The sequence below is a fragment of the Dyella sp. 2RAB6 genome (genome assembly GCF_052115385.1).
In the GTDB taxonomy this organism is placed as follows: domain Bacteria; phylum Pseudomonadota; class Gammaproteobacteria; order Xanthomonadales; family Rhodanobacteraceae; genus Dyella_D.
In genome coordinates, this window is sequence record NZ_JBFRGP010000007.1 from 201608 (window position 1) to 225566 (window position 23959).

The following is a 23959-nucleotide window of genomic DNA, read 5'->3' on the forward strand; positions in this document are numbered from 1 at the left end:
TTAAACCCTTCGGATGGGAGAGCCGCGTTCGAAAGAACGCGGCTTTCTTTTTGGGTATGGCGAAAGGTGGAGCGGTGCCTCAAGACAAAGCCCCTCTCCCTCCGGGAGAGGGGTTGGGGTGAGGGTACGGGCGGAGTGGTGCGCCCCACTCCGCCCGTACCCTCATCCGGCTGCCGCCACCTTCCTCGCTCCTCAGAGCCGCGCACATCCCTGTGCGCTCCCCGCGTGCTCCCGGAGGGAGAAGGATTCCAACTCGAAGGAAATCAATACACCAATCGCACCACTTGCAACCACGCTCCAATCAGCGGATAGAGGAACCGTCACCCGCCCTCGCCGCGCCCCACCGCACGGCTGGCGAGCCCACCAGGGAGACGGCCATGTACACGCACATTCTCATCCCCACCGACGGCTCCGACGCCGCCGCCCATGCCATCGACACCGGCATCCGCCTCGCCGCGCAATTGCACGCCCGCGTACACGCCCTGCACGTCCTGCCGCCGCTACCGGCGGTGAGCTTTATCGCCGACATGGTCCAGGGCGATGCCTGCAAGCACCGCTCGGTGGCGCACGCGCTGGAATACCTCGACGAAGTGCGCGAGAAAGCCGAGGCTGCCGGCGTCCCCTGCGACGCCGAATACGTCTTCGACAACCGTCCCTACTCGGCCATCGCCGGCGCCGCCACCAAGCACCATTGCGACCTCATCGTGATGGATGCGCATACGCATAACGGCATCGAGCGCTTGATGCTCAGCAATGTCACGCACAAGGTGATCCTGTGTTGCGACGTGCCGGTGCTGGTTTGCCATTAGGCGTGGCTAGGGATGCTGCTCCGCCAACTGCCGGCAGCGCGCCGCCGTAGCCTCGTCCATCGGGAAGCAGCACTCGATGTGCAGTTCTTCCAGCGTCACGTCGCGCGGCGTGCCGAAGGTGGTGATGGTCGAAAAGAAATGGAGCTGCTCGCCGTCGCCTTGCAGCACTGTAGTCATCAAAGGCGACGGCGCAGTGGACAGATCACGCGTACGCCAACTCGCCGGCACGCCCGGATAAGCGAGCACTTCGTCCAGCAGTTCGCGCGCCTTGCTGTCGGACGGCGCCGCGGCCACCTCGTTGTGCAGGTGGCGCACGATGCTCTCGGCGATCTCTTCCCAGTTGACCACCGCCTGGCGGAAGTCCTCCGGGTCGAACATCTGCCGCAGCATATTGGTGTGCTTGCTCGGCTTGCCGTGCATCACGTAGTCGCCCACGCGCTCGGCCGCGCGATTGGCGCCCAGTACGTCCCAGTGGCGATTCAACAGGAACGCCGGATACGGCTCCTGCTGCCGCAGGATCGCGTCGATGGCGTTGCGGATCTGCGCCATCGCCGGCGTAGCCAGTTCGGTTTCCGGATATTTCGGCGCGAAGCCTGCCGCCACCAGCAAGGCATTGCGCTCGCGCAGCGGCATGCCCAGCGTATCGGCCAGGCGCGCGAGCATCTCGCGGCTGGCCTGGGCCTTGCCGGTTTCCACGCAGCTCAGGTGACGGGCGGAGATACCGGCCTCCAGCGCGAGGTCGAGCTGGCTGAGGCGGCGCGCGGCGCGCCATTCGCGTAGCAATCCACCCACCGCGGAAGCGGGGATGGCCATCGGCAAGGCGGCGTGGGCTCGGTTCATGGGGCGCGAGCATACGGCGCGGCTTATCCCGAAACCAATGACCTGCCAGGTCATGCCGTCTTGACCTCGCAGGTCATTGCCGCCATGGCGTCCGAAGCGAATCATCGCCCCCCATCAGCCGTCCCCTACCCACACGCACGACCGTTCGGAGAGCACCGCCATGCATCGCAGACAGTTCCTCGGCCTCGCCGCCGGCACCCTGGCCGCCAGCGCGCTCGCCGCCTGCGCACCCCGCGTCGCCCAGAAAGCGATGGCCGCCGCCGGGGGGACAGGTACCGGCAGCCTCGACAGCGTGGCCGCCTTCAACGCTGCACGCCGCTTCGCCAGCAACCGCTTCGGCGAGATCGCCTACGTCGAGCGCGGCAGCGGTCCGGCCGCGCTGTTCCTGCACGGCTTCCCGCTCAACAGCTACCAGTGGCGCGGCGCCATCGACCGCCTCTCGCCCTACCGCCGCTGCGTGGCGCCGGACTCGATGGGCCTGGGCTACACCCGCCCCGCGCCCGGCCAGGGCGTGACACCAGCCGACCAGGTGCAGATGCTCACCACCCTGCTCGACCAGTTGAATATCGGCAGCGTCGACCTGATCGCCAACGACAGCGGCGGCGCGGTCGCCCAGCTGTTCATCACCACCCATCCGGAACGCGTCCGCACCCTGCTGCTGACCAACTGCGACGTGGAACCGGACAGCCCGCCGCCCGCCGTGCTGCCGGTGCTGGAAGCCGCGCGCCGCGGCAAGTTCGCCGACGAATGGCTGGTCCCCAACGTACTCGACAAGAACTTCGCCCGCTCGCCCAAGGGTCTCGGTGGCGCAACCTTTACCTACCCCGCGCGCATGGCCGACGAAACCTTCGACATGTACCTGGGGCCGATCGTCGCCTCGCCTCAGCGCAAGGCGCTGGCCGATGCGTATGCGCTCGGCCTCGATCCGAATCCGCTGGCCGGCGTCGAGCCGCTGTTGAAGAAGAGCCGCATCCCCACCCGCATTATCTGGGGCACTGGCGACACGATCTTCAAAGGCTCCGATCCGGATTACCTCGACAAGACGCTGGGCAACTCCAAGGGCGTGCGCAAGATCGAAGGCGCAAACCTGTTCTTCCCCGAGGAATTCCCTGACGTGATTGCGGAAGAAGCGAAGAAACTGTGGGGCATTGCCTGACACAGTTGGCGCGAGGGCCTACACGTCGCGATAGCAACCGGCGGCGTACTTTGCGCGAATGACTACACCGCGGGAACAGCTTGAGCTCATGCTCGATGGCATCGCGCAGCAGGTTCCACACCTGCTGCGCGAGACCGGTGATCGGGATGAATTCTGGAACGCGTTCGCCACTCTCACCGACCCGCCACTGACTGCGGCTGGGCCCGAGGATTTCGATTGGGTGAGTGCGCGGATTACGGAGATGCTGGCAGCGTGTGGGGTGACGCCGCCGGAGGCGTAACTCGGATCAATTCGGCCACACCTTCCTCATTCCATTTGATTTAAGTGAAGAGGAATCGGGACGATCCGCAGCCCAGCCACCTTGCAGCCCTCGTTCGTTATCCATGACCAGGCCTCGCCGGCTGCGTCAGGAACCCATCGTTCCACGCACGCTCAAACTCAACCCTGGTCATCCGCTGCGCGACGAATTCCGGATCGGCATCTATTTCCTCCAGCGAAGGCGCAGGTTTTTCATCCAGCCGCGTATCGCCCTCCGCAAACCTCGCACTGGCCAGCGCCACGCGGCCATCCGCAAAACGCTCCAGCTTGCGGCGCGTGTAACCATCCTGGCCGACTTCCAGCAGGATCTCGATGGGATAGCCGAGTCCCACACCCTTCGATAAGACTCTGATGTACTCCACAGGCTTCACCTCCGCACTGGCCGGCGCCCCCGGCTTTACGCCAATGACATCGCATTGATGGCGATACCGCATAGCAGGATCGCGCCGAGCGTAACGCCAAGCGCTACGTACAACTTCGTCCCGCGCGGAAACACGGCCATCATCAGAAATGCCAACGCCACCTGATAATGGCCACGCGCCATTGAGGGTTCGCCCAGCGTCCACGGATGGGTCACCGCCAGATACGCAATAACGAAAAGCGTGATGCCAAGCCGCACCCTTGGACTGAGATTCCAGACTTTCGGTATGGCCATGACTTCCCCTCAGTCGCACAGGCCCGGGGCATCCGCCCCGATGAATTTCGCCTGCCCCAGCACGACCTGGAGCAAAGGATAAGGCCACTGCTCGAACGTCAGCTTGCCGCCCAGAACGGGGCAACTGGATGTCTTGAAGAGTTGGGACTTCTCCAGCGGCATCATGCCCATCTTGAACTTGAGGCCACGTTTGAAGGGATTATGCGTGGTCAGTACCATCCCGCCATCAGGCGTCTGCTTAAGATTGATGACCAGCGTTTTCTCAGGATGGCTTATCGACGGCACGGCGCGCAGGTTGGCCAGCTCGTCGCCGGACTCATCGGCTTCCACATAAATCGTCTGCCCGGCCACCACGAAAATACCGAAGGGCTGCACGGTTCCGGGGAAGACGTCGAACGTGTGATCGTAGGTACCAACGTCTTTCTGCTTCAGCACGACATGCAGGTTGTGCTGGCAGACGGTCTGCTCGCACATACGCTTCCTTGCCGCCGCGTCCTTTGGCGTTTGATCAGCCACAGCGATCTGTGCGGCCAGCAAGCAGCAGAAGACCCAAAGTCCCTTCTTGAACATGCCTTTCCCCTGGTCGTACCCCTGTATCCGGCATGCCTGCCAAGCGCTGCGAGGGCCGGCCCCTTGCACTAGCGTGCCTGACTTCGATGAGTCGATCCAGTTGCCGTAAAGGAGCACGAGGGGGACGGAGTAGTCGCTAGTCGAAACAGTACTCGCCACTAGCGTTACCGTCCAAGACCACATTCACGCAACCAAGCATACCCACGGTGGCCGAACAGGTGCCGCTCGCCGGAGTGTCCTTGGGAGTGCGAAATGGCGCGTCGCACCTGCCTTGGCATTGGCTGTTGTCCGTGCAAAGTGTTCCGCCGTCCGTCGCGGGCCGAACGCAACCTTCATGGCCTATCCCGATTTCGGTCGGCTGCCCACCCGAACGCAAGCATTGCTCAAGCGCCTCGACACTGAGCCTTCCCACGGGTCTTGGAGAAGAGCCCATCGCCGCGCAACCCGCGAGCATTACCGCACTCACGATGCCAAGGCCCTTCCATCCAAGCATCTCGCCCTCCCCGTCTGGCCCGAACCTTCAGACCTGCGGCTCGGCGTCCCTATATTGCTCCAGATGCCGCCGATGCAGCGACCTCACCGACGCGATGCAAACCACCGCATGCGGAATCGAGCGCAGATAAAGCAGCCAGTTCTCGTCATCGCACTTGTAGAACCAGTTGCCGGCGTCGCCATCCCAGCGTGCGGCATCGGTGCGCTCCTGCAGCGACTGCATCACGCTGCGGGCCTTGCCGGGCACGTCGAAGGTGACGCCGTAGCCGAGGTCGTCGTCGAACTTCAGGGCGGGGTCGTCGAACAGGATCTTGAGGTGATCCTTGAGCTCATCGACGGTTTCGATGCGCATACCGTGAAACTCCTTTTCAGCGGTGGCCGGGGGTTGTGGCCGGGCGATTTTACCGAGGCGTATCGACCGGCCGCGTGACCGGGAACCCACTATCCGCGGCGCCATGGCGGTTGGCGATCAGGCCTGCACGGGTTGTCCGCCGGTTTGTTCGGACAAGCCTGTCCACCTGTCCGCGGACAGGCGCCCGATGCGATGACAGTTTCGAGAAATGGCTCAACCGCGCGGGTTGCGAGCCATCCCATCGGTTGGCACGCCCCTTGCCATATCTACCTCGAAAGCCTCAGTCACCCACCAAGGAGAGATGTCATGAAAGTCGAGACCATGCTGCTGAAAGGCTTCTTCGCCGCCGGTCTGCTGGTTTGCGCCCTGGTCCTGGGCGGCATGCTGACCACGCATGCGTCGGCGCCGGAATCGGTTGCCAGCAACGCCGCTGTCGCTGCCCACCGCTGATACGGAAACACCTGCATGCGACTGACCACCCACCTCGCCGGCGCGCCGTTCCTTGCCAGGGTCCGCGCGCCGGTATCGGTCGGCGATGTGCCGGCGATGACGAGCCTGGTCAGCATTCGGCAGTGAAGCGAAAGAAGCACGCGTAACACGCTCCTTTACGCCCCGAGAGCCTCCGAAATCACGGCCCCTACCGGCGCAGGATGTTTCACCACGATCCTGCTTGACCGTAGTCGAGCCCTTCGATGAGGATGTCGCTCACCAGAACCGGGGGGTTCCCATGCCACGTAAACCGCCGATCGTCATCCTGACGATCATCCTGAGTGCGTTGATCCTGCTTACCGCCATCGTTGGCATGTTCAACGCGATCCAGGCCTGGCAGTTTCTAGAGCGCGGAGAGATATCGCTGCTCAGCTATCTGTGGCATCTCGTCCGTGCGGCGGGGATCTTGCTGCTGACCGCGCTCACCTTGTATGCCGGATTCCGCCGTCCCTCCTGGGGGCATGTGATCACGATAGCGTTCGCCGCTTTTCTGCTGTTGCTGGCGGCGATGGCCGTCATCTATCCGAACCCGCATCCCATGTTTCCGATCCACGGCGCCGCCGAGGAAGCGGGCGCGCGCTTCGGCCGGGGCTTCATGATCGTCGCCTTGCTCGCCTATGTGTGGCGCCTGGTGCTGGGCAAGAACGCACGCAGCTACTACAGCCAGGCCACATCGCGTACCGAAGTGTGAGCCGCTGAAACGCAAGAGGGCCGCGCTCGCGCGCGGCCCTCGACGGCACAGGCCGTGCCGCTACCTCAATGGATTTCGGCGTAACTCACCGGCAGCCACCGGTAAGCCTTGCCATCCGCCACCACGTGCCCGATGCCCGGGAACGCGATATGCGCACCGGCCACCAGGTAACCGCCCTTCGCCACATCCGCCAGGATGCGCTCGCGCGACTTCTCGGCCACGCCGATGTCGCTGTCGAACTTGATCGACACATCCGGATGCGCGAACTGCACCGCCTGCACGTGCAGCGTGTCGCCCCACACCAGCAGCTTCTGGCCCTTGCTCTCGACCACGTAGCCGGTGTGACCCGGGGTATGGCCGCTGAGGCTGACCGAACGGATGCCCGGCACCAATTCGGCGTCGGCGGCGATCGGCTTGAAATGGCCAGCCTTCACGTACGGGTTCAGTGCCGTCTGCGCATGGTCGAAGGCTTCGCGCGCATCGGCCGGCGCCTTGTCTTCCTGCGCCTTGCTCAGCCAGAAATCCGCATCGGCCTTGCCCGCGCGCACCGTGGCGTTCGGGAACACCGCCTTGCCGTTGGCGACCAGGCCGCCCACGTGGTCCAGGTGCATGTGGGTGATGTAGATCTCGTCGATCTGCTCGGGCGTGTAGCCGGCGGCCTTGATGCGCTCGACCAGCTTGCCCAGGTCGCTGCCCATGAAAGCGCCGGCACCGGTGTCGATCAGCACCAGCTTGCTGCCGGTGTTGACCAGATAGCCGTTGAAACTCCATTCGTAGGCATGCGTCTGGTCCGCCGCCTTCAGCGCTTGCTGGATGGTCGCCGCCTTGGTCTGGTCGAGCAGCTGGTCGCTGTCCAGGGTGTGCGTGCCGTCGGACAGCGCCGTCACCTCGAAGTCGCCCAGCATCATGCGGTAGTAGCCCGGCGCACTGGTCTTGGCCAGCGGCGCGGCGGCATGCGCGGGCGCCAGGGCGAGTGTGCCGCCGAGCAGGATGGCAGCGGACAGGGCAGTGCGGGCGAAAGTGGAACTGATGCTCATCGTTCGTTCCTGATCGTGAGGGGGTGAAGCCGGTGGCGGCTGGTGGCCGCGAGCCGGTGGATGCCACATGGGCATGATTGCGTGCGCTTCAACTCCCTGCCGGGCGTATCCGCGCAACCTGTGCGTGGGAGCACGGCGTTCGCCGGTTCTTGCGGCGTAGGTTGGGGTGAGCGCAGCGAACCCCAACGTTGCGGCACGGCACGAGTCTGTTGGGGTTCGCCTTTGGCTCACCCCAACCTACGCCAGTGCTTCGAGCCATTGGCGGAACGCGGCTACCGCCGGGGCATCCGTGGCGTCGCGTGCGCTGACCAGGTAATACGCACCCGGCGCATCGATGGCTCGCTCACCCAGGCGCACCAGCGCGCCGGAGGCGATGGCGTCGGCGACCAGCACGCTGCGCCCCAGTGCCACGCCATGCCCCGCCTCGGCCGCCTGCAGCAGCAAGGCGGAATCGCTGTACACCGGCCCGGCCGGTGCCGGTGCCGGCGCCGCCGCGCCGAGCCAGCGGTCCCAGGACTGGAAGTCGTCACGCAGCAGCGTGGCGCCTTCAAATGTTTCGCCAACCAGCTTGTGCTTGCGCGCATAAACGGGCGCGGCCACCGGAAAGACCGACTCCCCGAACAGCTTCTGCGCATGCAACCCAGGCCAGCGGCCATCGCCATAGCGGATGGCCAGGTCCGCCTGCTCCGCATCCAGGTCGAGCAAGGCGGTGGTGGCGTGCAGCTTGAAGTCCACTTGCGGGTGCGCGGCGAGGAAGGCGCCCAGGCGCGGCATCAGCCAGCGGCTCACCAGCGATGGCGGCGCGGTCAGGGAAAGCCGTTGCGCATCGCGCACGCGCAGCGCCTCGCCCAGCGCGGAAAGCTGTGCCAGGAAGGGCTGCGTGGCCTCCAGCAGGCGCTCGCCGGATGCCGTCAATACAACTTCGTGACGCTGCCGGCGGAACAGCGCCGTGCCATAGAACGCCTCCAGCGCACGGATCTGATGGCTCACCGCGCTGGCGGTCAGATGCAGCTCCTCGCCGGCCAGGGTGAAGTTGCGCAGGCGAGCCGACGCCTCGAAGGCGCGCAGCGTATGCATCGGCGGCAGCGTGTATCGCATCGTGGTCCGTGGCGTGAATGGCATTCATGGCGCGATGAAGATTCGTCGCTTCACCGCCCCGCTCCCGCGCCGAATACTCGGCGCGCCCCGCACGGGGCGCCTCATCTTGCCGGAGAACCCATGAAGACGCTCGTATCCCTGCTGTGGCTGTTCGCACTCGCCTGCCTCGCTCCCGTGGCTGGCGCCGCCACCTTGAAGGAAGGATGGCAGGCAGTGGATGGCCTGCAACTGTTCTATCGCGAAGGCGGTTCGCCGGCCGATCCCACCGTGGTGTTCCTGCATGGCTATCCGCTGTCGTCGATCCAGTACGCACGCGTGATGGAGCAGTTGGCGGACCGGCATCTGCATGTGATCGCGATGGACTATCCCTCCTTCGGCTATTCGGATGCGCCGGACCACCAGCACTACCGCTACACCTTCGACCACCTCGCGCAGACGGTGGCGCATTTCCTCGCCGCGCGCGGCATCCATCGCTACAGCCTGTACATGCAGGACTACGGCGTGCCGGTCGGCTTCCGCCTGATCGCGGCCGATCCATCGGCGGTCACGGCGGTGATGGTGCAGAACGGCGTGATCCATCTCGACGGGTTTCCAGCCGCGCAGGACCCGCAGGGCCAACTGCACCGCCATTGGCGCGCACGCGATGCGGCACTGGACCGGCGCCGCAGCGCCTACGCCGCCAGCCTTGCTTATCCCGGTGCCCGCGGCTGGGACGACGAGGACCATGCCGGCCCCGACGCCTGGGCACTGATGCGCGCCGCCACCCAGCGCCCCGGCGTGGTCGACGCGCGCAACGACCTGTGGTTCGACTACGGCAGCAATGTCGAGCGCTATCCGGCCTGGCAGGCGCTGCTGCGCGGCTTGCAGGTGCCGGTGCTGGTGCTGTGGGGCAAGCGCGATCAGTACTTCACCGTGCCCGGCGCCTGGGCCTACCGCCGCGAAGCGCCGCAAGCGCAGGTGCATATCCTGGATTCCACGCACTTCGCCACGCTGGATGCACCGGATGAAGTGGCCCGCCTGGTCGGCGATTTCCTGCAGCGCCAACCGCAGGCGACGCGCTAGGCCAACGTTCGCGTCCGCTGTCCGACCGTCTGTCCGGACACGGTCGTCCACCTGTCCGCGGACAGCTCTGCGGTGTTTTGGCATTTCGACGAAATGGCTCAACCGTGCGGCTTGCCAGCCATCGCCGTGGTTGGCACGCCCCTTGCCATATCTATCTCGAAAACCTCAATCACCCACCAAGGAGAGATGTCATGAATATCGAGACCGTGATGCTGAAGGGCTTCTTCGCCGCTGGCCTGCTGGTTTGCGCGCTGGTCCTGGGCGGCATGCTGACCACCCACGCCGCAGCCCCGCAGGCGATCGCCGCCACCGCCGTTGCTGCTGCCCATAGCTGAGCCGACGCGCAAGACGGCGCGAACGCATTCAACCGCACGTTGCGCCAAGGAGAACGGTCATGAAATTCGAAAACATCATGCTGCATGGTTTCTTCGCCGCCGGTCTGCTGCTCTGCGCCCTGGTCATGGGCAGCATGCTGACCACCCATGTCTCGGCGCCGGAATCGGTGGCCAGCAGCGCCGCGGTTTCCACCGGCCGCTGAGCCGGTACGGCAAGACGGCGGCGCGCTCGAACCCTGCCGCGCCGCCAGGCATCCGAGCGGGGGCTTCCCGCTCGCCAGCCGCGCTGATGGATGGCTGGCCGAAGACGTCATTGCCCCGTCCAAAAAAATAGCCATGGCAGACTCGGCGCTCCCCTGCCCAGCGAGGAGAGCCCGTGCAGCCGTCGTATCGTTCCCGCCTTCGTTTCCCTCGGCATCTGGCCGTGCTCGCACTGGGCCTGGCGCTCGCCGGCCACGCCGCCGCCATGGATGCCGCCCAGGCCGACCGCCGCGCCGCCGAGCTGGTCGCGCGCATGACGCTGGCGGAGAAAATCGCCCAGTTGCAGAGTTCGGCGCCGGCCATCGCGCGCCTGGACGTGCCGGCCTACGACTGGTGGAGCGAGGGTTTGCACGGCACGGCGCGGGCCGGTTACGCCACGGTGTTCCCGCAGGCGATCGGCCTGGCGGCGAGCTGGAATGCGCCGCTGCTGCATAAGGTGGGCGATGTGGTGTCGACCGAGGCGCGCGCGAAGTACAACCTCGCGGGCCGCGGCGATCATCCGCGTTATCACGGGCTGAGCATCTGGTCGCCGAATATCAATATCTTTCGCGACCCGCGCTGGGGACGCGGCCAGGAGACCTACGGCGAGGATCCTTTCCTGACCGGCACGCTGGCCACCCAGTTCGTGCGCGGCATCCAGGGGGACGATCCCGCGCAGTTGAAAGCCACCGCCACGCCCAAGCATTTCGCCGTACACAGCGGGCCGGAGAAAGGCCGGCACGGTTTCGATTCGCGCACCCCGCCGCATGACCTGGAAGACACCTACCTGCCTGCGTTCCGCATGGCGGTGATGGAGGGACAGGCTGCCTCGGTGATGTGCGCCTACAACGCGCTGGAGGGCACGCCGGCATGTGCCTCGCCGTTGCTGCTGCAGGAGCGCCTGCGCCGCGATTGGCGTTTCGCCGGTTATGTCGTCTCCGACTGCGATGCGGTGGACGACATGACCCAGTTCCATCACTACAAGCCGGACAATGCCGGCTCCTCCGCGGAGGCGGTGGCGGCCGGTACGGACCTCGATTGCGGTATCGCCTATGCCGCACTCGGTGAAGCCGTGCGCAAGGGCCAGGTGAGCGAAGCCACGCTCGACCAGGCCGCGCGCCGCCTGTTCGCTGCGCGCTTTCGGATGGGCATGCTCGATGCTGCCGGCGGGCCATACGCCAAGCTGGGAGCGCAGGACATCAACTCGCCGGCCCATCGCGCACTGGCGCTGCGGGCTGCGCGCGAATCGATCGTACTGCTGAAGAACGAGCGCGGCGTGCTGCCGCTCAAGAGCGCTGCGCGCATCGCGGTGATCGGGCCGAATGCGGATGCGCTCAATATCCTGGAAGCGAACTACCACGGCACGGCAGTCGATCCGGTGACGCCGCTCGCTGGCCTGCTCAAGCGCTTCGGCGAAACACAGGTGAGCTACGCCCAGGGCGCGACGTTGGCGCAGGGTGTCTCGGTCCCGGTGCCATCCACTGCGTTGCGCACGGGCGGCAAGGATGCGGCTCCCGGTTTGCGCGGCGAGTACTTCGACAGCACCGAATTCGCCGGCAAGCCTGCGCTGGTGCGCACCGACCGCCGCATCGATTTCGACTGGGACGAAGTGGCGCCGGCGGCATCGCTCGACGCCAACCGCTACGCCGTCCGCTGGAGCGGCGACCTGCTGCCGCCCGGCGCGGGCGACTACAACCTCAACCTGCATATCGACCGCTGCTTCGACTGCAAGGGCCACGACCCGGTGCGCCTGTACGTGGACGGCAAGCTGGTGCTGGACGATCACGGCAAGGACTACGACCTCAACGTGCCGCTGCATTTCGCCGACACGCGCCCACGCCCGCTGAGGCTGGAGCTTCGCCATACCGGCGAGGACCAGGGCATCCGCCTGCAGTGGAGCGCACCGGCGGAAGCCCAGTTGCGCGAAGCGAAGGAAGCGATCGCCAAGGCCGATGCGGTGGTGGCGGTGGTCGGCCTGTCGCCGGATGTCGAAGGCGAGGAGCTGCAGGTCAGCGTGCCTGGTTTCGCCGGTGGCGACCGCACCGATCTATCGCTGCCCGCCACGCAGCAGAAGCTGCTGGAAACGGCCGCCGCCAGCGGCAAGCCGCTCGTCGTCGTCCTGACCAGCGGCAGCGCGGTGGCGCTGAACTGGGCGAAGCAGCATGCCGATGCCATCGTGGTGGCGTGGTATCCCGGCGAGGAAGGCGGCACGGCGATTGCCGACGTGCTGGCGGGCAGCTACAACCCGGCGGGGCGGTTGCCGGTCACCTTTTATGCCTCCGCCGACGATCTGCCGAAGTTCGACGATTACCGGATGGAGGGGAGGACGTATCGCTATTTCCGTGGCACGCCGCTGTTCGCATTCGGCGATGGCTTGAGTTACACGCGGTTTGCTTATGAAGCACCGAAGTTGCCGGCCGGGAAGCTCAAGGCGGGTGACAAGCTAGGTGTCGACGTGCAGGTGCGTAATGCCGGCGAACGGGATGGCGATGAAGTGGTGCAGGTGTATCTGAGTTCGCCGGCGCCGGGCGCGCCGCGGCATAGCCTGGTGGGCTTCCAGCGTGTGGCGTTCAAGGCGAGCGAGTCGAAGCTGGTGCATTTCGAGATCGATCCGCGGCAGTTGAGCACGGTGGATGCGCTGGGCGAGCGGAAGGTGGTTCCTGGCAAGTACACCTTGTTCGTGGGCGGGCGGCAGCCTGCCGACAATGCAGGCACGGCGTTCGTGATCGAAGGAACGCGAGCCTTGCCGCGCTGACCTCCCGTATTCCGCCACACCGGCGTAGGTTGGGGTGAGCGCCAGCGAACCCCAACAGGCCTCGCACCTTGATGCATCGTTGGGGTTCGCTGGCGCTCACCCCAACCTACGCCGTGACATCGATTCCAGCAGAACGGCGCCGGGACGACTACCTGGCAGGTAATGAGCCTAGCGGCGGCGCCGACACTACGTCTGCCGTTTCCGCTGGACGGAAGCCGGCCCATTCCACGCGGTTGCGGCCGCGGTGCTTGGCGCGATACAGCGCCGTGTCGGCGGCGGTGATCAAGCCGTTGAAGTCCATGCCGGTGCCCCCGGCCACGCCCACGCTGGTGGTGACGGGAATCCGCAGTTCGCCATGCACCGCTGGCAAGGCGGCCACGCGCGAACGCACGTCCTCCGCCGCGACGATCGCCTGCGCGGCGTCGATGCCCGGCAGCACCAGCAGGAACTCCTCGCCGCCATAGCGCCCCAGCAAGGCACCCTCGGGCAGTTGCACCGCGTGCACGATCTTTACGAAATGGCGCAGCACGTCGTCGCCGGCAGCATGGCCCCAGCTGTCGTTGACGGCCTTGAAGCGGTCCAGGTCCAGCAGCAGCACCGATGAGGTGCGCCCCTGCGCGCGGCAGGCCTCGACCGCCGCGCGGCCGTCTTCGATCACCGCGTTGCGGTTGCGCAAGCCGGTGAGGCCGTCGGTGCGCGCCATGCTGCGCAGGTCCAGGGTGAGCCGTTCGGCCAGCATCAGGGTGAAGCCGGTGCTGACCAGGAAGGTGCAGAAGATCGCAAACAGATAGTTGGCGGTGACCAGTTGGGTGGCCAGCAACACCTGCGAGGTGGTGGTCGGCGCCACCATCACGATCGAGCGCATGGCGTAGAACACCGCATCCGCCGCGAACACCAGCGCGGTGAACACGCAGCTCACGCGCAGGTCGCGCGGCGAACGGCGCAGCAACACCCAGATCATCCACGCATCCCACACCACGCTCCTGGCGCCGAACGCCAGCGCTTCGACGCGCTGGCCCGGCGGCATCAGCAGGAACGCCACCTGCATGGCGAGGAAGGCGCCCGACAACAGCAAGGGCCAGCGCCAGCGCAGCGGATAGCGCACGTGCACGGCGATGCCCATCAGCATCGCCGCGTTGGCGATGGCGATCAGCACGTTGCCGACGATGGCGGAGAGGAAGGTCTCGCGTTCGTCCAGGCCCTGCGCCAGGCCGGCCAGGGTGATGATCCAGAACGCCGCCGCCCAGATCGGCAATGCGGGCAGCCCGCGCAGCACCAGGCCCAGCAGGGTGAAGCTGAGGGAAATGGTCGCCCCGACGGCGAGTCCGATGACGCCGAGCGTAAGAAGGTCCAGATGCATCGCCGCCCCCGCGCCGTAGCGGCGCCCCCGAAAGTGCAGACAGCCGCATTATTGCCCAGCTGAGGGATGGCGCGTGTGCAGGCTTACAGCAAGCGGGTCATGAACACGCTGTTGGGGTCGTCGACGTAGTCGGCGAACGGCCCGCAACGGGCGAAGCCGAAGCTGGCGTAGAGCCGGCGCGCCGGTTCGAACGCCGCCATCGAGCCGGTTTCCAGGCTGAGCCGGCGATAGGAGCGTGCGGCCGCCTCGTCCAGCAGATGACGCAGCATGGCCGCCGCCACGCCGCGGCGGCGCTGCGCGTTGGCAGTGCGCATGGATTTGATCTCGCCGTGGCCCGCATCCAGTTGCTTGAGCGCGCCGCAGCCCAGCAGTTCGCCGCCGTCCCAGACGGTCCAGAAGCTCAGTTCCGGCCGGCGCAGGCCGGCCAGGTCCAGGGCGTGGATGCTTTCCGGCGGCGAGTGGCGCGCCATGTCGCGCAGGTGTTCCTGCAGCAGGTCGATGATGCGGGGGTCGGTAAGCTGGCGATCGAGGCGGATGTCCATGGCTCAGAGCTGCCGCGGCGTCACGCCGAGCAGCCGGCGCATCCAGCGCGCCATATGGCTCTGGTGGGCGAAGCCGGCCAGCAAGGCGACTTCGCTGGCCGGCAACGAGGCGGCGCACAACAGCTCGCGCGCCCGCTCCACCCGCCGCTGTACCACGTAGCGATGCAGCGACACGCCGTGGCGCGCCTTGAACGCGCGCTGCAGATAGGAGCGGCTGACGCCGGCCACCTCGGCGAGCCGGTCCAGCGAAAGCTCGCCATCCAGGTGCGCCTCGACGAAATCCGCCACCCGCCGCACCTGCGCCGCGGACAATGCGGCGGGCGCCACGGATGGCACGGCATGCGCATCCAGCAGGCGCACCGCCAGCGCGGTGCCCAGGCTGTCCAGGTAGAGGCGGCCGCTGGGGAAGCCGGCACGCACTTCGGCATCCATCGCGCACAACACGGCGCCCAGGCCTTCGTCACGCAACAGGTGGCGAGTCGCCAGAGAGGCGCGCGCGCCGCACTCGCGCACCTCTTCGGCAACGCGTTGCAGGAAGCTGGTGGGCAGGCGCACTTCCAGCGTCTTGCTGGGCGCATGCGCGTCGAAGCCGCCGATGCTGCGCGCGGGGGTCAGATCGATGTCGCCGCGCTGGCGCGCAAAGCGCTGGCCGGTTTCGCGGCATACGGTCCAGGTGTGTCTGCTCAGGTGGAAGCTGACGCGGTGTTCGGCGATCGCGGCCAGTTCCACATGGCCGACGGGGTTTTCGCGGCGCAGGGCGCGGATGCCGGCAGACGGCCAGGAAGCGGTTTCGGTGGACATCGACGGACTCTACGCCCGCCGCGGCGGGTCCCGCCAGCGCCGGCGCCGAACGTGCGCAAACGCGACGCCGAACGTGCGCGACGCCAGCCCGCCGCCGGTTCTAAAAATGCGCTCCTTCCTGCCCATGCGAGACCGCAACTCATGCCCTGCTCCCACCTGATCGTCGGCGCCGGCCCTACCGGCACGCATACGGCGCTGCTGCTGGCCGAAGCCGGCGACAGCGTCACCCTGGCCACTCGCCGCGGTAACGGTCCGCTGCATCCGAACATCGCCCGCGTGGCGCTGGACGCTACCGACGGCGAGGCGCTGGCCCGACTCGTCACCGGCCATGCCACTCTGTTCAATTGCGCGATGCCACGCTACGACCGCTGGCCGCAGGACTTCCCGCCGATCGCGGCAGCCATGCTGCACGCGGCACGGCAGGCCGGCGCCGCGCTGGTGATGCTCGGCAACGCGTACGGCTATGGCGAGGCAGCTGGCCCGCTGACCGAAGATCTGCCGATGGCCCCGCACACCGCGAAAGGCCGCGTGCGCGCCGCGATGTGGCAGGACGCGCTGGCCAGCGGCGTGCGCGTCGCCGAAGTGCGCGCCAGCGATTATCTTGGCCATCACGCCAGCTCGCTTTACACCTTGATGACCTTGCCCGCCTTGCTGCGCGGCGAACGCGCCGTCTATGCCGGCGACCTGGATGCACCGCACAGCTGGAGCTTCACCCGTGACGTGGCGGCAACACTGGTGGCGGCAGCGCGCGACGAGCGCTCCTGGGGGCGCGCCTGGCATGTACCGTCGCACGATCTGTCGGCACGCGAACTCTCGCAGCATTTCGCCGCCGCGGCCGGCCTGCCCGCGCCGGTGCTGGAACGCATGCCGCTGGCGGCGTTGCGCACGCTGGGTGAAACGGACTCGATCCTGGCCGAAGTGGTCGAGATGGCTTACCTCTACGAGCAACCCCTGCGCCTGGATGCGCAGGCGACGCGCGCCATGCTGGGCATCGCCGCCAGCCCGCTCGAACAGGTGCTTGCCGACACCTTGGCGCCAACCACAACCGCGGACGCGGCTTGACGCCATCGAGATGCTGCGGCAGCTTGCGAACGGTTTTCCTGCCGCGAGTGACCGCCTTGTCCCGCTCCGCTTGCGCTTCCCTGTTCCGCGCCACACGCCGCGGCCTGCTGGTGCTCCCGCTGGCCTGGCTGGCCGCCTGCGCGCCGCTGCCGGCGCGCAACCCGCTGGCGACCTGGGTGCCCTCGCCCAATCACGATATTCGCCGGCCGGTGGTGATCGTGCTGCACTTCACCGACCAGCACTCGGTGCGCGAAAGCCTGGACACCCTGCGCACCGCCAACAGCGGCGGGCCGGTGAGCGCGCATTATCTGATCGGGGCGGATGGCGGCATCTACCAGCTGGTGGCGGACGAGCAGCGCGCCTGGCACGCCGGGCCGGGGCGCTGGGGCACCATCACCGACCTCAATTCGGCTTCGATCGGCATCGAGCTGGACAACGACGGCCACTCGCCATTCGCACCGGCGCAGATCGACAGCCTGCTGCGCCTGCTGGCGGACCTCACCACGCGCCTGCGCATTCCGCGCACGCAGATCATCGGCCATGAAGACCTCGCGCCCGGGCGCAAGGACGATCCCGGCCCGCTGTTTCCGTGGAACCGCCTGGCCGCCGCGGGCTATGGGCTGTGGCCGCAGGGGCCGCTGGTGGATCCGCCGGAGGGCTTCGATCCGTGGATGGCGCTGGGCTTGATCGGCTATGCGCTGGACAACCGGCCGGCGGCGCTGCGTTCGTTCCATCACCATTTCCGCGGGATGGATGGCGACACGCTCGATGGCGACGATCTGCGAGTGCTGTACGCGCTGTCGAAGCAGCTGGGCGCGCTGTAGGTTGGGGTGAGCCGCAGGCGAACCCCAACATTGCGTAGCGCACGAAGGTGGTGAACGTTGGGGTTCGCCTGCGGCTCACCCCAACCTACGTCAACCGCCGCGTTCGCTGCTGATCTGCGCGCCTTCGCGCAGCGCCTTGGTCACCGGCGTGTTGGCCACGATTTCCAGCAGGCGGTTCCACTGCTCATCGCTCAGCGGCTGGTCCGAATGCAGCACGCGCTGGATATGCAGCTTGCCTTCCTCGTCGCGCGTCAGGCTCAGCTCCGCGCGGAATTCGCCCAGATTCCAGCCCTTGCGCTGGGCATACATGCGCAGCGTGATCGCCGTGCAGGCGGCCAGCGCGGACAGATACAGATCGAACGGCGCGGGCGCCGCGCCCTGCCCGCCCAGCGCCTTGGGCTCGTCGGTGTCCAGCGCGTGATGGCCGGCCTGGATGTGGTGCAGGTAATCGGTGTCGGTGGAGACGATGGAGGCGGAGGCGACGTGGCTCATGGGGATTCCTTCGCTCAGGCGATGCCGAGCCCGGCAATGCCGGTGATCGTGCGGCCATCGAACCCGGCGAGATCGGCGAAATGCCGGCCGCGTTCGGCGTAGTCGTGGAACTGGTCGAAGCTGGGCGCGCCGGGGGAAAGCAGGATGCAACCGCCGGTGGGCGTCAGCCTGCGCGCTTCGTCCACCGCTGCATCGAGCTTGGCCACTTCAAGCAGCGTGGTCGCCACCTGTGCTTCGCGCAGCGCAGCGGCGACGCGTGGACCGTTGGCGCCGCTGCACACGATGGCGTGCGGCGGATGCGCCAGCGCGGCGGCGACGAAATCCGACCAGTCCAGGCCGCGGTCGTGGCCACCGGCCAGCACGGTCACTGCGCGGCCCTGCAGGCTTTCCAGCGCGGCCAGCGTGGCTTGCGGCGTGGTGCTGATCGAATCGTTGATCCAGACGATGCCGTCGCGCTCGCCCAGCGGCTGCAGGCGATGCGGCAGCGGCACGAAGCTGGCGAGCGCGGGCGCGGCGGCGACCGCGTCGTAGCCCATCGCCTCCAGCGCGGCGAGCGCGGCGCAGGCGTTGAGCGCGTTGTGCGCGCCGGGAGCGGCGAGGCGCTTTGCTTCGAAGATGTTGTCGTCGCCGCGGCGGATAAAGCCGTTCGCGACGTGCCAACCGTGCGCTTCACCAAACAGCAGGCGTGCGGGATGGGCGGCGGTCTTGTCCAGCAGCGACGGCTGCAGCGCGTTCACCAGCAGGTGCTGCGAGACGTCGGCGAGCTTGAGCTTGTCGGCCACATAGCGTTCGCGCGAGCCGTGCCAGTCGAGATGCTCCTCGTACAGGCTGGTGATCACGCCCAGCGCCAGCGGGCCGGCTTCGCCGGTCTGGAAGCTGGACAGCTCGATCGCCCACAGCTCGGCGGATTGGCCGAGCAGTTCCAGCAGCGGCATGCCGATATTGCCGGCCAGCGCGGTGCGCACGCCGAGCGCGCGCGCCAGGTGCGCGAGCAAGGCGGTGGTGGTGCTCTTGCCCTTGGTGCCGGTGACGGCGACGACCTTGGCTTGCGGGTTTTCGCCGAACCACAGCGCGGTGCCGGAGGTGACGTGCAGGCCCGCTTCTTTCGCCGCGAGCAGCGCGGGCTTGTAGGCGGAGACGCCGGGCGACTTCACCACGATGTCGAACGCGGCGAGGTCGATCGCATCCGGCTCGCGGCCGTGCACGTGGAGCGCGGCATCGAAAGCCTGCGCGGCAGCTACTTCCGCCTCGCTGCAGAACAGCGTCAGCGGCAGTTCCGGCAAGCGTTGGCGCAAGGCCGCGATGGCGGCGCGCCCCTCGCGGCCGAAGCCCCAGATGGCGACGCGCTTGCCGGCCAGCTCAGCGATGCGCATGCGGGCCGCTCAGGCGAAGAAGTCGAGCGCGCCGCGCAGGCGCGCGGGGATGCGCTGCTCGGGCGAAGCCTGCAGCCACGGCTCCAGCGCCAGTTCGGCGACGTCGAGCTGCGGCAGGATCTCGCTGCGGAAGCGCGCGACCAGCGCGTCTTCCTGCCACTCCGGCCGCTGGCCCAGCGCATACATCGCGGCGCGCGCCTCGGCGCCTTCGCCCACGCATTCGAACGGCTTGTGGTCCTGGTATTCGAGCAGCGCGTCGAAGCCGGCGGCCTGGCTATCGTCGTCCAGCAGGTTGCGGCCGAAGATCTGCAACAGGCGTGGCTTGGGCAGGAACGGCGCCAGCGCGAGGAACACGAAATGGCATTTCGGACACTGCCCGCACCAGCGATCCGCCGGCTTGGGGCCGAGGATGCGGAAATTGCGGTTGCAGCTGGAGAACACGTCGAAGTACGGCGTGAGTTTGGCGAACGCGCGCGTCACCGCCAGTTCCGAGTACGGGCGCAGCAGCGAGAAGTAATCCAGGTCCGCGGCGACCTGGGCATGCAGCCAGTCGCCAAGCAGCTGCTCGAAGGCGTAGCCCTTGCTCCACTGGTGATTGACCTGCTGGCCTTCGTATTCGAGCGTGGCGGCCGAAGCCGAGCGCTCGTTGGCGAAGGCGATGCTGTCGTGCCCGTAGAGGATCGCGGCCAGGGCCAGGATCGCCGAGTTCACCGCGGTCACCGGGATATGCCCGTTCCACGCGCCCAGCCGATTGAGATCGAACAGCTGCGGCGCCAGCTCGCGCTGGATGTTGAGCGTGGGCAGGCCGGTACGCGCCGCGCAGGCGGCGATCAGTTCCGAATTGCCCACCCACACCGCGGTGGCTTCGCCGCCGACGGACTTGATCGCTTCCACCGCGACCAGCGAATCCTTGCCACCACCGATCGGCACCAGCGTGCGTTTGGGCAGGTTGAGCGCGGGAGCCGGCGCCTGTGCAGCGCCGCCGCGCGGGAAGGCGATGCGACCGCGCAGGTCCAGTCCGTTGCGGTAGGCGAATTCGGCCAGCCCATGCAGGTACAGCGCATCGAGCAGGTCGGCGGTGGCGTCGTCCAGCGGACCTTCCGCCACGTCGATGCGCGGCGGCACGCCGGCCTTGTAGTAGCTGACACCAGCGACCAGGTGCAGCAGCTGCAGCGCGCGCGCGAAGGCAGCGGCATGCGCGGGCGGCACGGCAGGGGCATGCGGGAAACGCACGCGCTCGACCAGCTCCTCGCCATTGTCGAAGGCATAAGCCAGCTCGGCCACGCCGTCGGCGTAGCTGCAGCGGACGAAGCGGAAGACCTGGGTGAGGCGGGGTTGGATGGGGGTGGTCACGTTTGGGTGGCTCCGTTGGTCACCTTGCCGGCCAGCACGGGCGGCGAGGTGGCTGAATTCTCTTGGTGCATCGACGCATAAGGCTTGTCGCTAGCTGCCCCCTCTCCCCTCCGGGGAGAGGGCTGGGGTGAGGGGCCGGGGCTTGCGAAAGCCTCCATTAGAACCTCAAGCACCCCTTCCAGGTTGGCCAGAACATCATTGTTCCAGAAACGCAGGACGCGGTAGCCCATGGCTTGCAGTTCCCGTGTCCGGCGCTCGTCGTACACCACCTGCTCCGCATGCTGACCGCCATCGAGCTCGACGATCAGCCAGGCGTCCGTGCAAACGAAATCGACGATGTAGCTGCCGATCTGGTGTTGTCGCCGGAATTTCCATCCTTGCAGGTGTCTGGCTCGAAGGTGGCGCCAGAGCAATTGCTCGGCGTCGGTTTGTTTCTGGCGAAGATCACGTGCTCTGTCTGTGTTTAAGCGCTTCATCCTTGAACGCTCTGTCGGTGAGGTTGTGGCGAGCCCCGGCCCCTCACCCCGCCCTCTCCCCGGAGGGGAGAGGGAGAAGTGAAGTACTGAGGTATGTACTAATCGAGGATCACTTCCTCGGCCTCGTCCCGCATGTTGTACGGCGACGACATCACCTTGCCGTACGCACCGGCCTGCGCCACCAGCACCACGTCGCCCTCCTGCGCTTCCGGCATGCGGCGATCCGTGCCTAGTACGTCGCCGCTTTCGCAGATCGGGCCGACCACCTGGAACAGGCCGGTGGCCGGTTCGTCCAGGCGGCTGAGGTTGACGATCTCGTGCCAGGCTTCGTACAGCGCGGGGCGGATCAGGCTGTTCATGCCGGTGTCCACGCCGAGGTAGCGCCAGGCGCCCTTGCCCTTCTGTTGGGTGACGCGGGCCAGCAGCACGCCGGCGTCGGCCACCAGGTAGCGGCCCGGCTCCATCCATAGCTGGTAGTGCGGATAGGCGGCCTTTACGCCGCGCAGCACGCGGTCCAGGGCGGCGATGTCCAGCCGCGCCTCGCCCGGATGCGAAGGCACGCCGAGGCCGCCGCCGATATCGAGGAAGGCCACGCTGCCGATGCGTTCGGCGAGGCTGGCGAGCTGGCCGTAGACCTCGCCCCAATGGCCTTCGTCGAGGATGCCCGAGCCCAGGTGGGCGTGCAGGCCGCGCACGATCACGCCGTGGGTGTCGGCCAGGCGCAGGAACGGGTCGATCAGTTCCACCGGCAGGCCGAACTTGCTGCCGCTGCCGCCGGTGCGCACTTTCTCGTGGTGGCCCAGGCCGCGGCCCAGGTCCACGCGCAGCACGATTTCGCGGCCGCGGAACAGTTCGCCCCAGTTTTCGAGCTGGTACAGCGCATCCAGCGAGATGGTGGCGCGCGTGGTCAGTGCCCACTCGTAGTCGGCGCGCGGCGCGAAGTTGGGCGTGAACAGCAGCGGCGCCGATTCGGGCACCGCGGCCATCACCGCCTTCATCTCGCCCGGCGACACGCATTCGAAGCCGAAGCCTTCCTCGGCCAGCGCCTTGAGGATGGCCGGATGCGTGTTGGCCTTGACCGCGTAGTGCAGGCGATCGACCGCGCCCAGCGATTTCAACTCGCGCGCCTGCTGGCGCACGGTGGGCAGGTGGTAGACGTAGCGCGGCGTGCGCTCGGCGCCGAGCTTGAGCAGGCGCTCGCGCTCCGCCGTGCGCCACCACGAAGCCGCCGGGGTAAGCACGTCGCCGCTGCCGTACAGCGCCTGCCAGCTCGGGCCGAACAAGGCGCTGTCGTCGGTGCGCAGCGCGCCGGCGGCGATCAGCAGCTCGTGCAGATGCGGCAGCAGGTCGTCCACCACGTTCTCGTCCACCACGAAGGTGAGGTTGAGATTGTTGGACGACTGCGAGATCAGGTGCACGCGGATCTGGCCGAATTCCGCCAGCACGCCGGACAGCGTATGCAACATCGAGCGCATGCCGCGGCCGACCAGGGTGATCGCCGCGCACGGCGCGATCACCTTGACCCGGCACACCTTGGCCAGGTCGCTGGCGAGCGCGGCGATGGCGTCGGAGTCGAGCAGGTTCTCGGTGGGGTCCAGCGACACGGTGACGTTGGTCTCGGCCGAACCGATCAGGTCCACCGACAGGCCGTGCTGCTTGAACTGCGCGAACACGTCGGCGAGGAAGCCGACCTGCTGCCACATGCCCACCGATTCCATCGACACCAGGGTGATGCCCTTGCGCGCGCTGATCGCCTTGACGCTGGGCGCGTGCTCGCGCACCTCGGGGCCGATCACGGTGCCTTCCAGCTCGGGCCGGTTGGTGTCCTTGATCAGCATCGGCACGCGCGGCTCGCGCAGCGGCGAGAGACAACGCGGATGCAGCACCTTGGCGCCGGTGGAGGCGATTTCCTGGGCTTCTTCGTAGTCCAGCCGCTGCAGCAGGCGCGCGCCCGGCACCTGGCGCGGGTTGGCGGTGAACATGCCGGCCACGTCGGTCCAGATTTCCACGCGCTGCGCTTTCAGCAACGCACCGAAGTACGAAGCGGAGGTATCCGAGCCGCCGCGGCCGAGCAGCACGGTGCGGCCCTGCACCTCGCGGGCGATGAAGCCCTGCGTGATGAACACCTCGCCCAGCTCCGCCAGCCGCGCGTTGAGCGCCGGGTCCGGACGCGCCTCGACCATCGCCGAGAGCAGCTTGGTGCGCTCGTTCTGGTTCGGCAGCGCGACCGCGGCGAGGCAGTCGCGCGCATCCAGCCACTCGGTGGACAAGCCGCTATGGCTGAGGAAGGCGGCGCCCAGCGCGCTGGACATCAGCTCGCCGTGTGCCTGCACCAGCGCGGCCCAGGCCAGCTCGCCGAGCGCGCCCGGACCTTCCTCGGCGAGTTTCGCCAGGTCGGACAGGCGCTGTGCGAGCGTTGCCGGAACCGCCAGCTGCATGTGATCGAGCAGGTCGTAATGACGCTGGGCGATCGCTCGTGCAGCCTCGACCCGTTTGCCCTGGTGTTCCTGGGCGCACATCTGTTTGAGTGCGTCGGTGATGCCGGTGAGCGCGGACACGACCACCAGCACGCGGGCGCCTTCGGCGCGGCGGCTGGCGACCAGCTCACGGATGTTCTGCCAGCGTGGCAGGGTGGCGACACTGGTGCCGCCGAACTTCATCACGATCCAGGATGCGTCGGCAGGAAGCGACGCGGGGCTTTGCGGGTTCACGGATACCTTCGGTGGTGTGGTGGGGGAAGTAATCCAGGGAGTGTTGCGCTGCACCAGGCAAAATTG

At 67.2% G+C, this 23959-nt stretch carries 26 protein-coding genes; 11 read left to right on the plus strand and 15 right to left on the minus strand.

Annotated elements, in window-relative coordinates:
- The first annotated feature begins 377 nt into the window (after positions 1 to 377).
- The gene (locus tag AB4083_RS13185; protein WP_441608341.1) at positions 378 to 809 is read left to right on the plus strand and encodes a universal stress protein; all 432 of its coding nucleotides are present in this window, start codon (positions 378 to 380) and stop codon (positions 807 to 809) included.
- Between the two features lie 6 nt (positions 810 to 815).
- Here AB4083_RS13185 and AB4083_RS13190 read toward each other — a convergent pair whose 3' ends face one another.
- Positions 816 to 1649, minus strand: coding sequence for a helix-turn-helix domain-containing protein (locus tag AB4083_RS13190; protein WP_441608342.1), 834 nt, complete (start codon positions 1647 to 1649; stop codon positions 816 to 818).
- 160 nt (positions 1650 to 1809) lie between these two features.
- Between AB4083_RS13190 and AB4083_RS13195 the strand changes: the two genes are divergently transcribed.
- Together AB4083_RS13195 and AB4083_RS13200 are read left to right on the plus strand one after the other, a co-directional pair.
- Positions 1810 to 2805: an alpha/beta fold hydrolase gene (locus AB4083_RS13195; protein ID WP_441608344.1), complete on the plus strand. Its 996-nt coding sequence runs from the start codon at positions 1810 to 1812 to the stop codon at positions 2803 to 2805.
- A gap of 88 nt (positions 2806 to 2893) precedes the next feature.
- Positions 2894 to 3085, plus strand: coding sequence for a hypothetical protein (locus AB4083_RS13200; protein ID WP_441608345.1), 192 nt, complete (start codon positions 2894 to 2896; stop codon positions 3083 to 3085).
- A gap of 97 nt (positions 3086 to 3182) precedes the next feature.
- Here the strand turns inward: AB4083_RS13200 and AB4083_RS13205 are convergent, their stop codons facing one another.
- From AB4083_RS13205 to AB4083_RS13220, 4 genes are all read right to left on the minus strand, one after another.
- Positions 3183 to 3485, minus strand: coding sequence for a DUF6881 domain-containing protein (locus AB4083_RS13205; protein ID WP_441608347.1), 303 nt, complete (start codon positions 3483 to 3485; stop codon positions 3183 to 3185).
- A gap of 35 nt (positions 3486 to 3520) precedes the next feature.
- Positions 3521 to 3778 (minus strand): hypothetical protein, encoded by a 258-nt coding sequence (locus tag AB4083_RS13210; protein WP_441608348.1) that lies wholly within the window; start codon positions 3776 to 3778, stop codon positions 3521 to 3523.
- Between the two features lie 9 nt (positions 3779 to 3787).
- Positions 3788 to 4348 carry a hypothetical protein gene (locus tag AB4083_RS13215; RefSeq protein ID WP_441608350.1) on the minus strand — a complete coding sequence of 187 codons (561 nt, stop codon included), beginning with the start codon at positions 4346 to 4348 and terminating at the stop codon, positions 3788 to 3790.
- 520 nt (positions 4349 to 4868) lie between these two features.
- The gene (locus tag AB4083_RS13220; protein ID WP_441608352.1) at positions 4869 to 5192 is read right to left on the minus strand and encodes a hypothetical protein; all 324 of its coding nucleotides are present in this window, start codon (positions 5190 to 5192) and stop codon (positions 4869 to 4871) included.
- A 306-nt stretch (positions 5193 to 5498) separates the two neighbouring features.
- Between AB4083_RS13220 and AB4083_RS13225 the strand changes: the two genes are divergently transcribed.
- Entirely contained in the window at positions 5499 to 5642 is a 144-nt protein-coding gene (locus AB4083_RS13225) for a hypothetical protein (protein ID WP_441608354.1), read from the plus strand.
- 220 nt (positions 5643 to 5862) lie between these two features.
- Positions 5863 to 6372 (plus strand): hypothetical protein, encoded by a 510-nt coding sequence (locus AB4083_RS13230; RefSeq protein ID WP_441608355.1) that lies wholly within the window; start codon positions 5863 to 5865, stop codon positions 6370 to 6372.
- 65 nt (positions 6373 to 6437) lie between these two features.
- Here AB4083_RS13230 and AB4083_RS13235 read toward each other — a convergent pair whose 3' ends face one another.
- Complete coding sequence (locus tag AB4083_RS13235; RefSeq protein ID WP_441608357.1) at positions 6438 to 7409, minus strand: MBL fold metallo-hydrolase; 972 nt, start codon at positions 7407 to 7409, stop codon at positions 6438 to 6440.
- Between the two features lie 237 nt (positions 7410 to 7646).
- Positions 7647 to 8507 carry a LysR substrate-binding domain-containing protein gene (locus tag AB4083_RS13240; protein ID WP_441608359.1) on the minus strand — a complete coding sequence of 287 codons (861 nt, stop codon included), beginning with the start codon at positions 8505 to 8507 and terminating at the stop codon, positions 7647 to 7649.
- Between the two features lie 120 nt (positions 8508 to 8627).
- Here AB4083_RS13240 and AB4083_RS13245 point away from each other — a divergent pair, with 120 nt between their 5' ends.
- The 4 genes from AB4083_RS13245 (at position 8628) to AB4083_RS13260 (ending at position 12899) form a co-directional block, all read left to right on the plus strand.
- On the plus strand, positions 8628 to 9569 hold the full coding sequence (locus AB4083_RS13245) for an alpha/beta fold hydrolase (protein WP_441608361.1): 942 nt from the start codon (positions 8628 to 8630) through the stop codon (positions 9567 to 9569).
- A 191-nt stretch (positions 9570 to 9760) separates the two neighbouring features.
- Positions 9761 to 9904, plus strand: a complete 144-nt coding sequence (locus AB4083_RS13250; protein WP_441608362.1) for a hypothetical protein — start codon at positions 9761 to 9763, stop codon at positions 9902 to 9904.
- A gap of 59 nt (positions 9905 to 9963) precedes the next feature.
- On the plus strand, positions 9964 to 10107 hold the full coding sequence (locus tag AB4083_RS13255; RefSeq protein WP_441608364.1) for a hypothetical protein: 144 nt from the start codon (positions 9964 to 9966) through the stop codon (positions 10105 to 10107).
- A 263-nt stretch (positions 10108 to 10370) separates the two neighbouring features.
- Positions 10371 to 12899 carry a glycoside hydrolase family 3 C-terminal domain-containing protein gene (locus AB4083_RS13260; protein ID WP_441608406.1) on the plus strand — a complete coding sequence of 843 codons (2529 nt, stop codon included), beginning with the start codon at positions 10371 to 10373 and terminating at the stop codon, positions 12897 to 12899.
- Between the two features lie 148 nt (positions 12900 to 13047).
- Here AB4083_RS13260 and AB4083_RS13265 read toward each other — a convergent pair whose 3' ends face one another.
- The 3 genes from AB4083_RS13265 to AB4083_RS13275 form a co-directional block, all read right to left on the minus strand.
- Positions 13048 to 14259: a diguanylate cyclase gene (locus tag AB4083_RS13265; protein WP_441608365.1), complete on the minus strand. Its 1212-nt coding sequence runs from the start codon at positions 14257 to 14259 to the stop codon at positions 13048 to 13050.
- Between the two features lie 83 nt (positions 14260 to 14342).
- The gene (locus tag AB4083_RS13270; RefSeq protein ID WP_441608367.1) at positions 14343 to 14801 is read right to left on the minus strand and encodes a GNAT family N-acetyltransferase; all 459 of its coding nucleotides are present in this window, start codon (positions 14799 to 14801) and stop codon (positions 14343 to 14345) included.
- Positions 14802 to 14804: 3 nt separating this feature from the next.
- The gene (locus AB4083_RS13275) at positions 14805 to 15602 is read right to left on the minus strand and encodes a helix-turn-helix domain-containing protein (protein WP_441608369.1); all 798 of its coding nucleotides are present in this window, start codon (positions 15600 to 15602) and stop codon (positions 14805 to 14807) included.
- Between the two features lie 141 nt (positions 15603 to 15743).
- Here AB4083_RS13275 and AB4083_RS13280 point away from each other — a divergent pair, with 141 nt between their 5' ends.
- Both AB4083_RS13280 and AB4083_RS13285 read left to right on the plus strand, forming a co-directional pair.
- Positions 15744 to 16664: an NAD-dependent epimerase/dehydratase family protein gene (locus tag AB4083_RS13280; protein WP_441608371.1), complete on the plus strand. Its 921-nt coding sequence runs from the start codon at positions 15744 to 15746 to the stop codon at positions 16662 to 16664.
- A gap of 80 nt (positions 16665 to 16744) precedes the next feature.
- Complete coding sequence (locus AB4083_RS13285; RefSeq protein ID WP_441608407.1) at positions 16745 to 17488, plus strand: N-acetylmuramoyl-L-alanine amidase; 744 nt, start codon at positions 16745 to 16747, stop codon at positions 17486 to 17488.
- Between the two features lie 90 nt (positions 17489 to 17578).
- Here the strand turns inward: AB4083_RS13285 and AB4083_RS13290 are convergent, their stop codons facing one another.
- The 5 genes from AB4083_RS13290 to AB4083_RS13310 all read right to left on the minus strand — a co-directional run bounded on the left by AB4083_RS13290 (position 17579) and on the right by AB4083_RS13310 (position 23893).
- Complete coding sequence (locus AB4083_RS13290; protein ID WP_441608373.1) at positions 17579 to 17980, minus strand: OsmC family protein; 402 nt, start codon at positions 17978 to 17980, stop codon at positions 17579 to 17581.
- Between the two features lie 14 nt (positions 17981 to 17994).
- Positions 17995 to 19353 (minus strand): UDP-N-acetylmuramoyl-L-alanine--D-glutamate ligase, encoded by a 1359-nt coding sequence (gene murD / locus AB4083_RS13295; RefSeq protein WP_441608375.1) that lies wholly within the window; start codon positions 19351 to 19353, stop codon positions 17995 to 17997.
- A gap of 9 nt (positions 19354 to 19362) precedes the next feature.
- On the minus strand, positions 19363 to 20706 hold the full coding sequence (gene murL / locus AB4083_RS13300) for a UDP-N-acetyl-alpha-D-muramoyl-L-alanyl-L-glutamate epimerase (RefSeq protein ID WP_441608376.1): 1344 nt from the start codon (positions 20704 to 20706) through the stop codon (positions 19363 to 19365).
- Complete coding sequence (locus tag AB4083_RS13305) at positions 20703 to 21182, minus strand: endonuclease domain-containing protein (RefSeq protein WP_441608378.1); 480 nt, start codon at positions 21180 to 21182, stop codon at positions 20703 to 20705. Before AB4083_RS13305 ends, murL begins: the two co-directional genes overlap by 4 nt.
- A 98-nt stretch (positions 21183 to 21280) precedes the next feature.
- Entirely contained in the window at positions 21281 to 23893 is a 2613-nt protein-coding gene (locus AB4083_RS13310; RefSeq protein WP_441608380.1) for a bifunctional aspartate kinase/diaminopimelate decarboxylase, read from the minus strand.
- Positions 23894 to 23959: the final 66 nt, after the last annotated feature.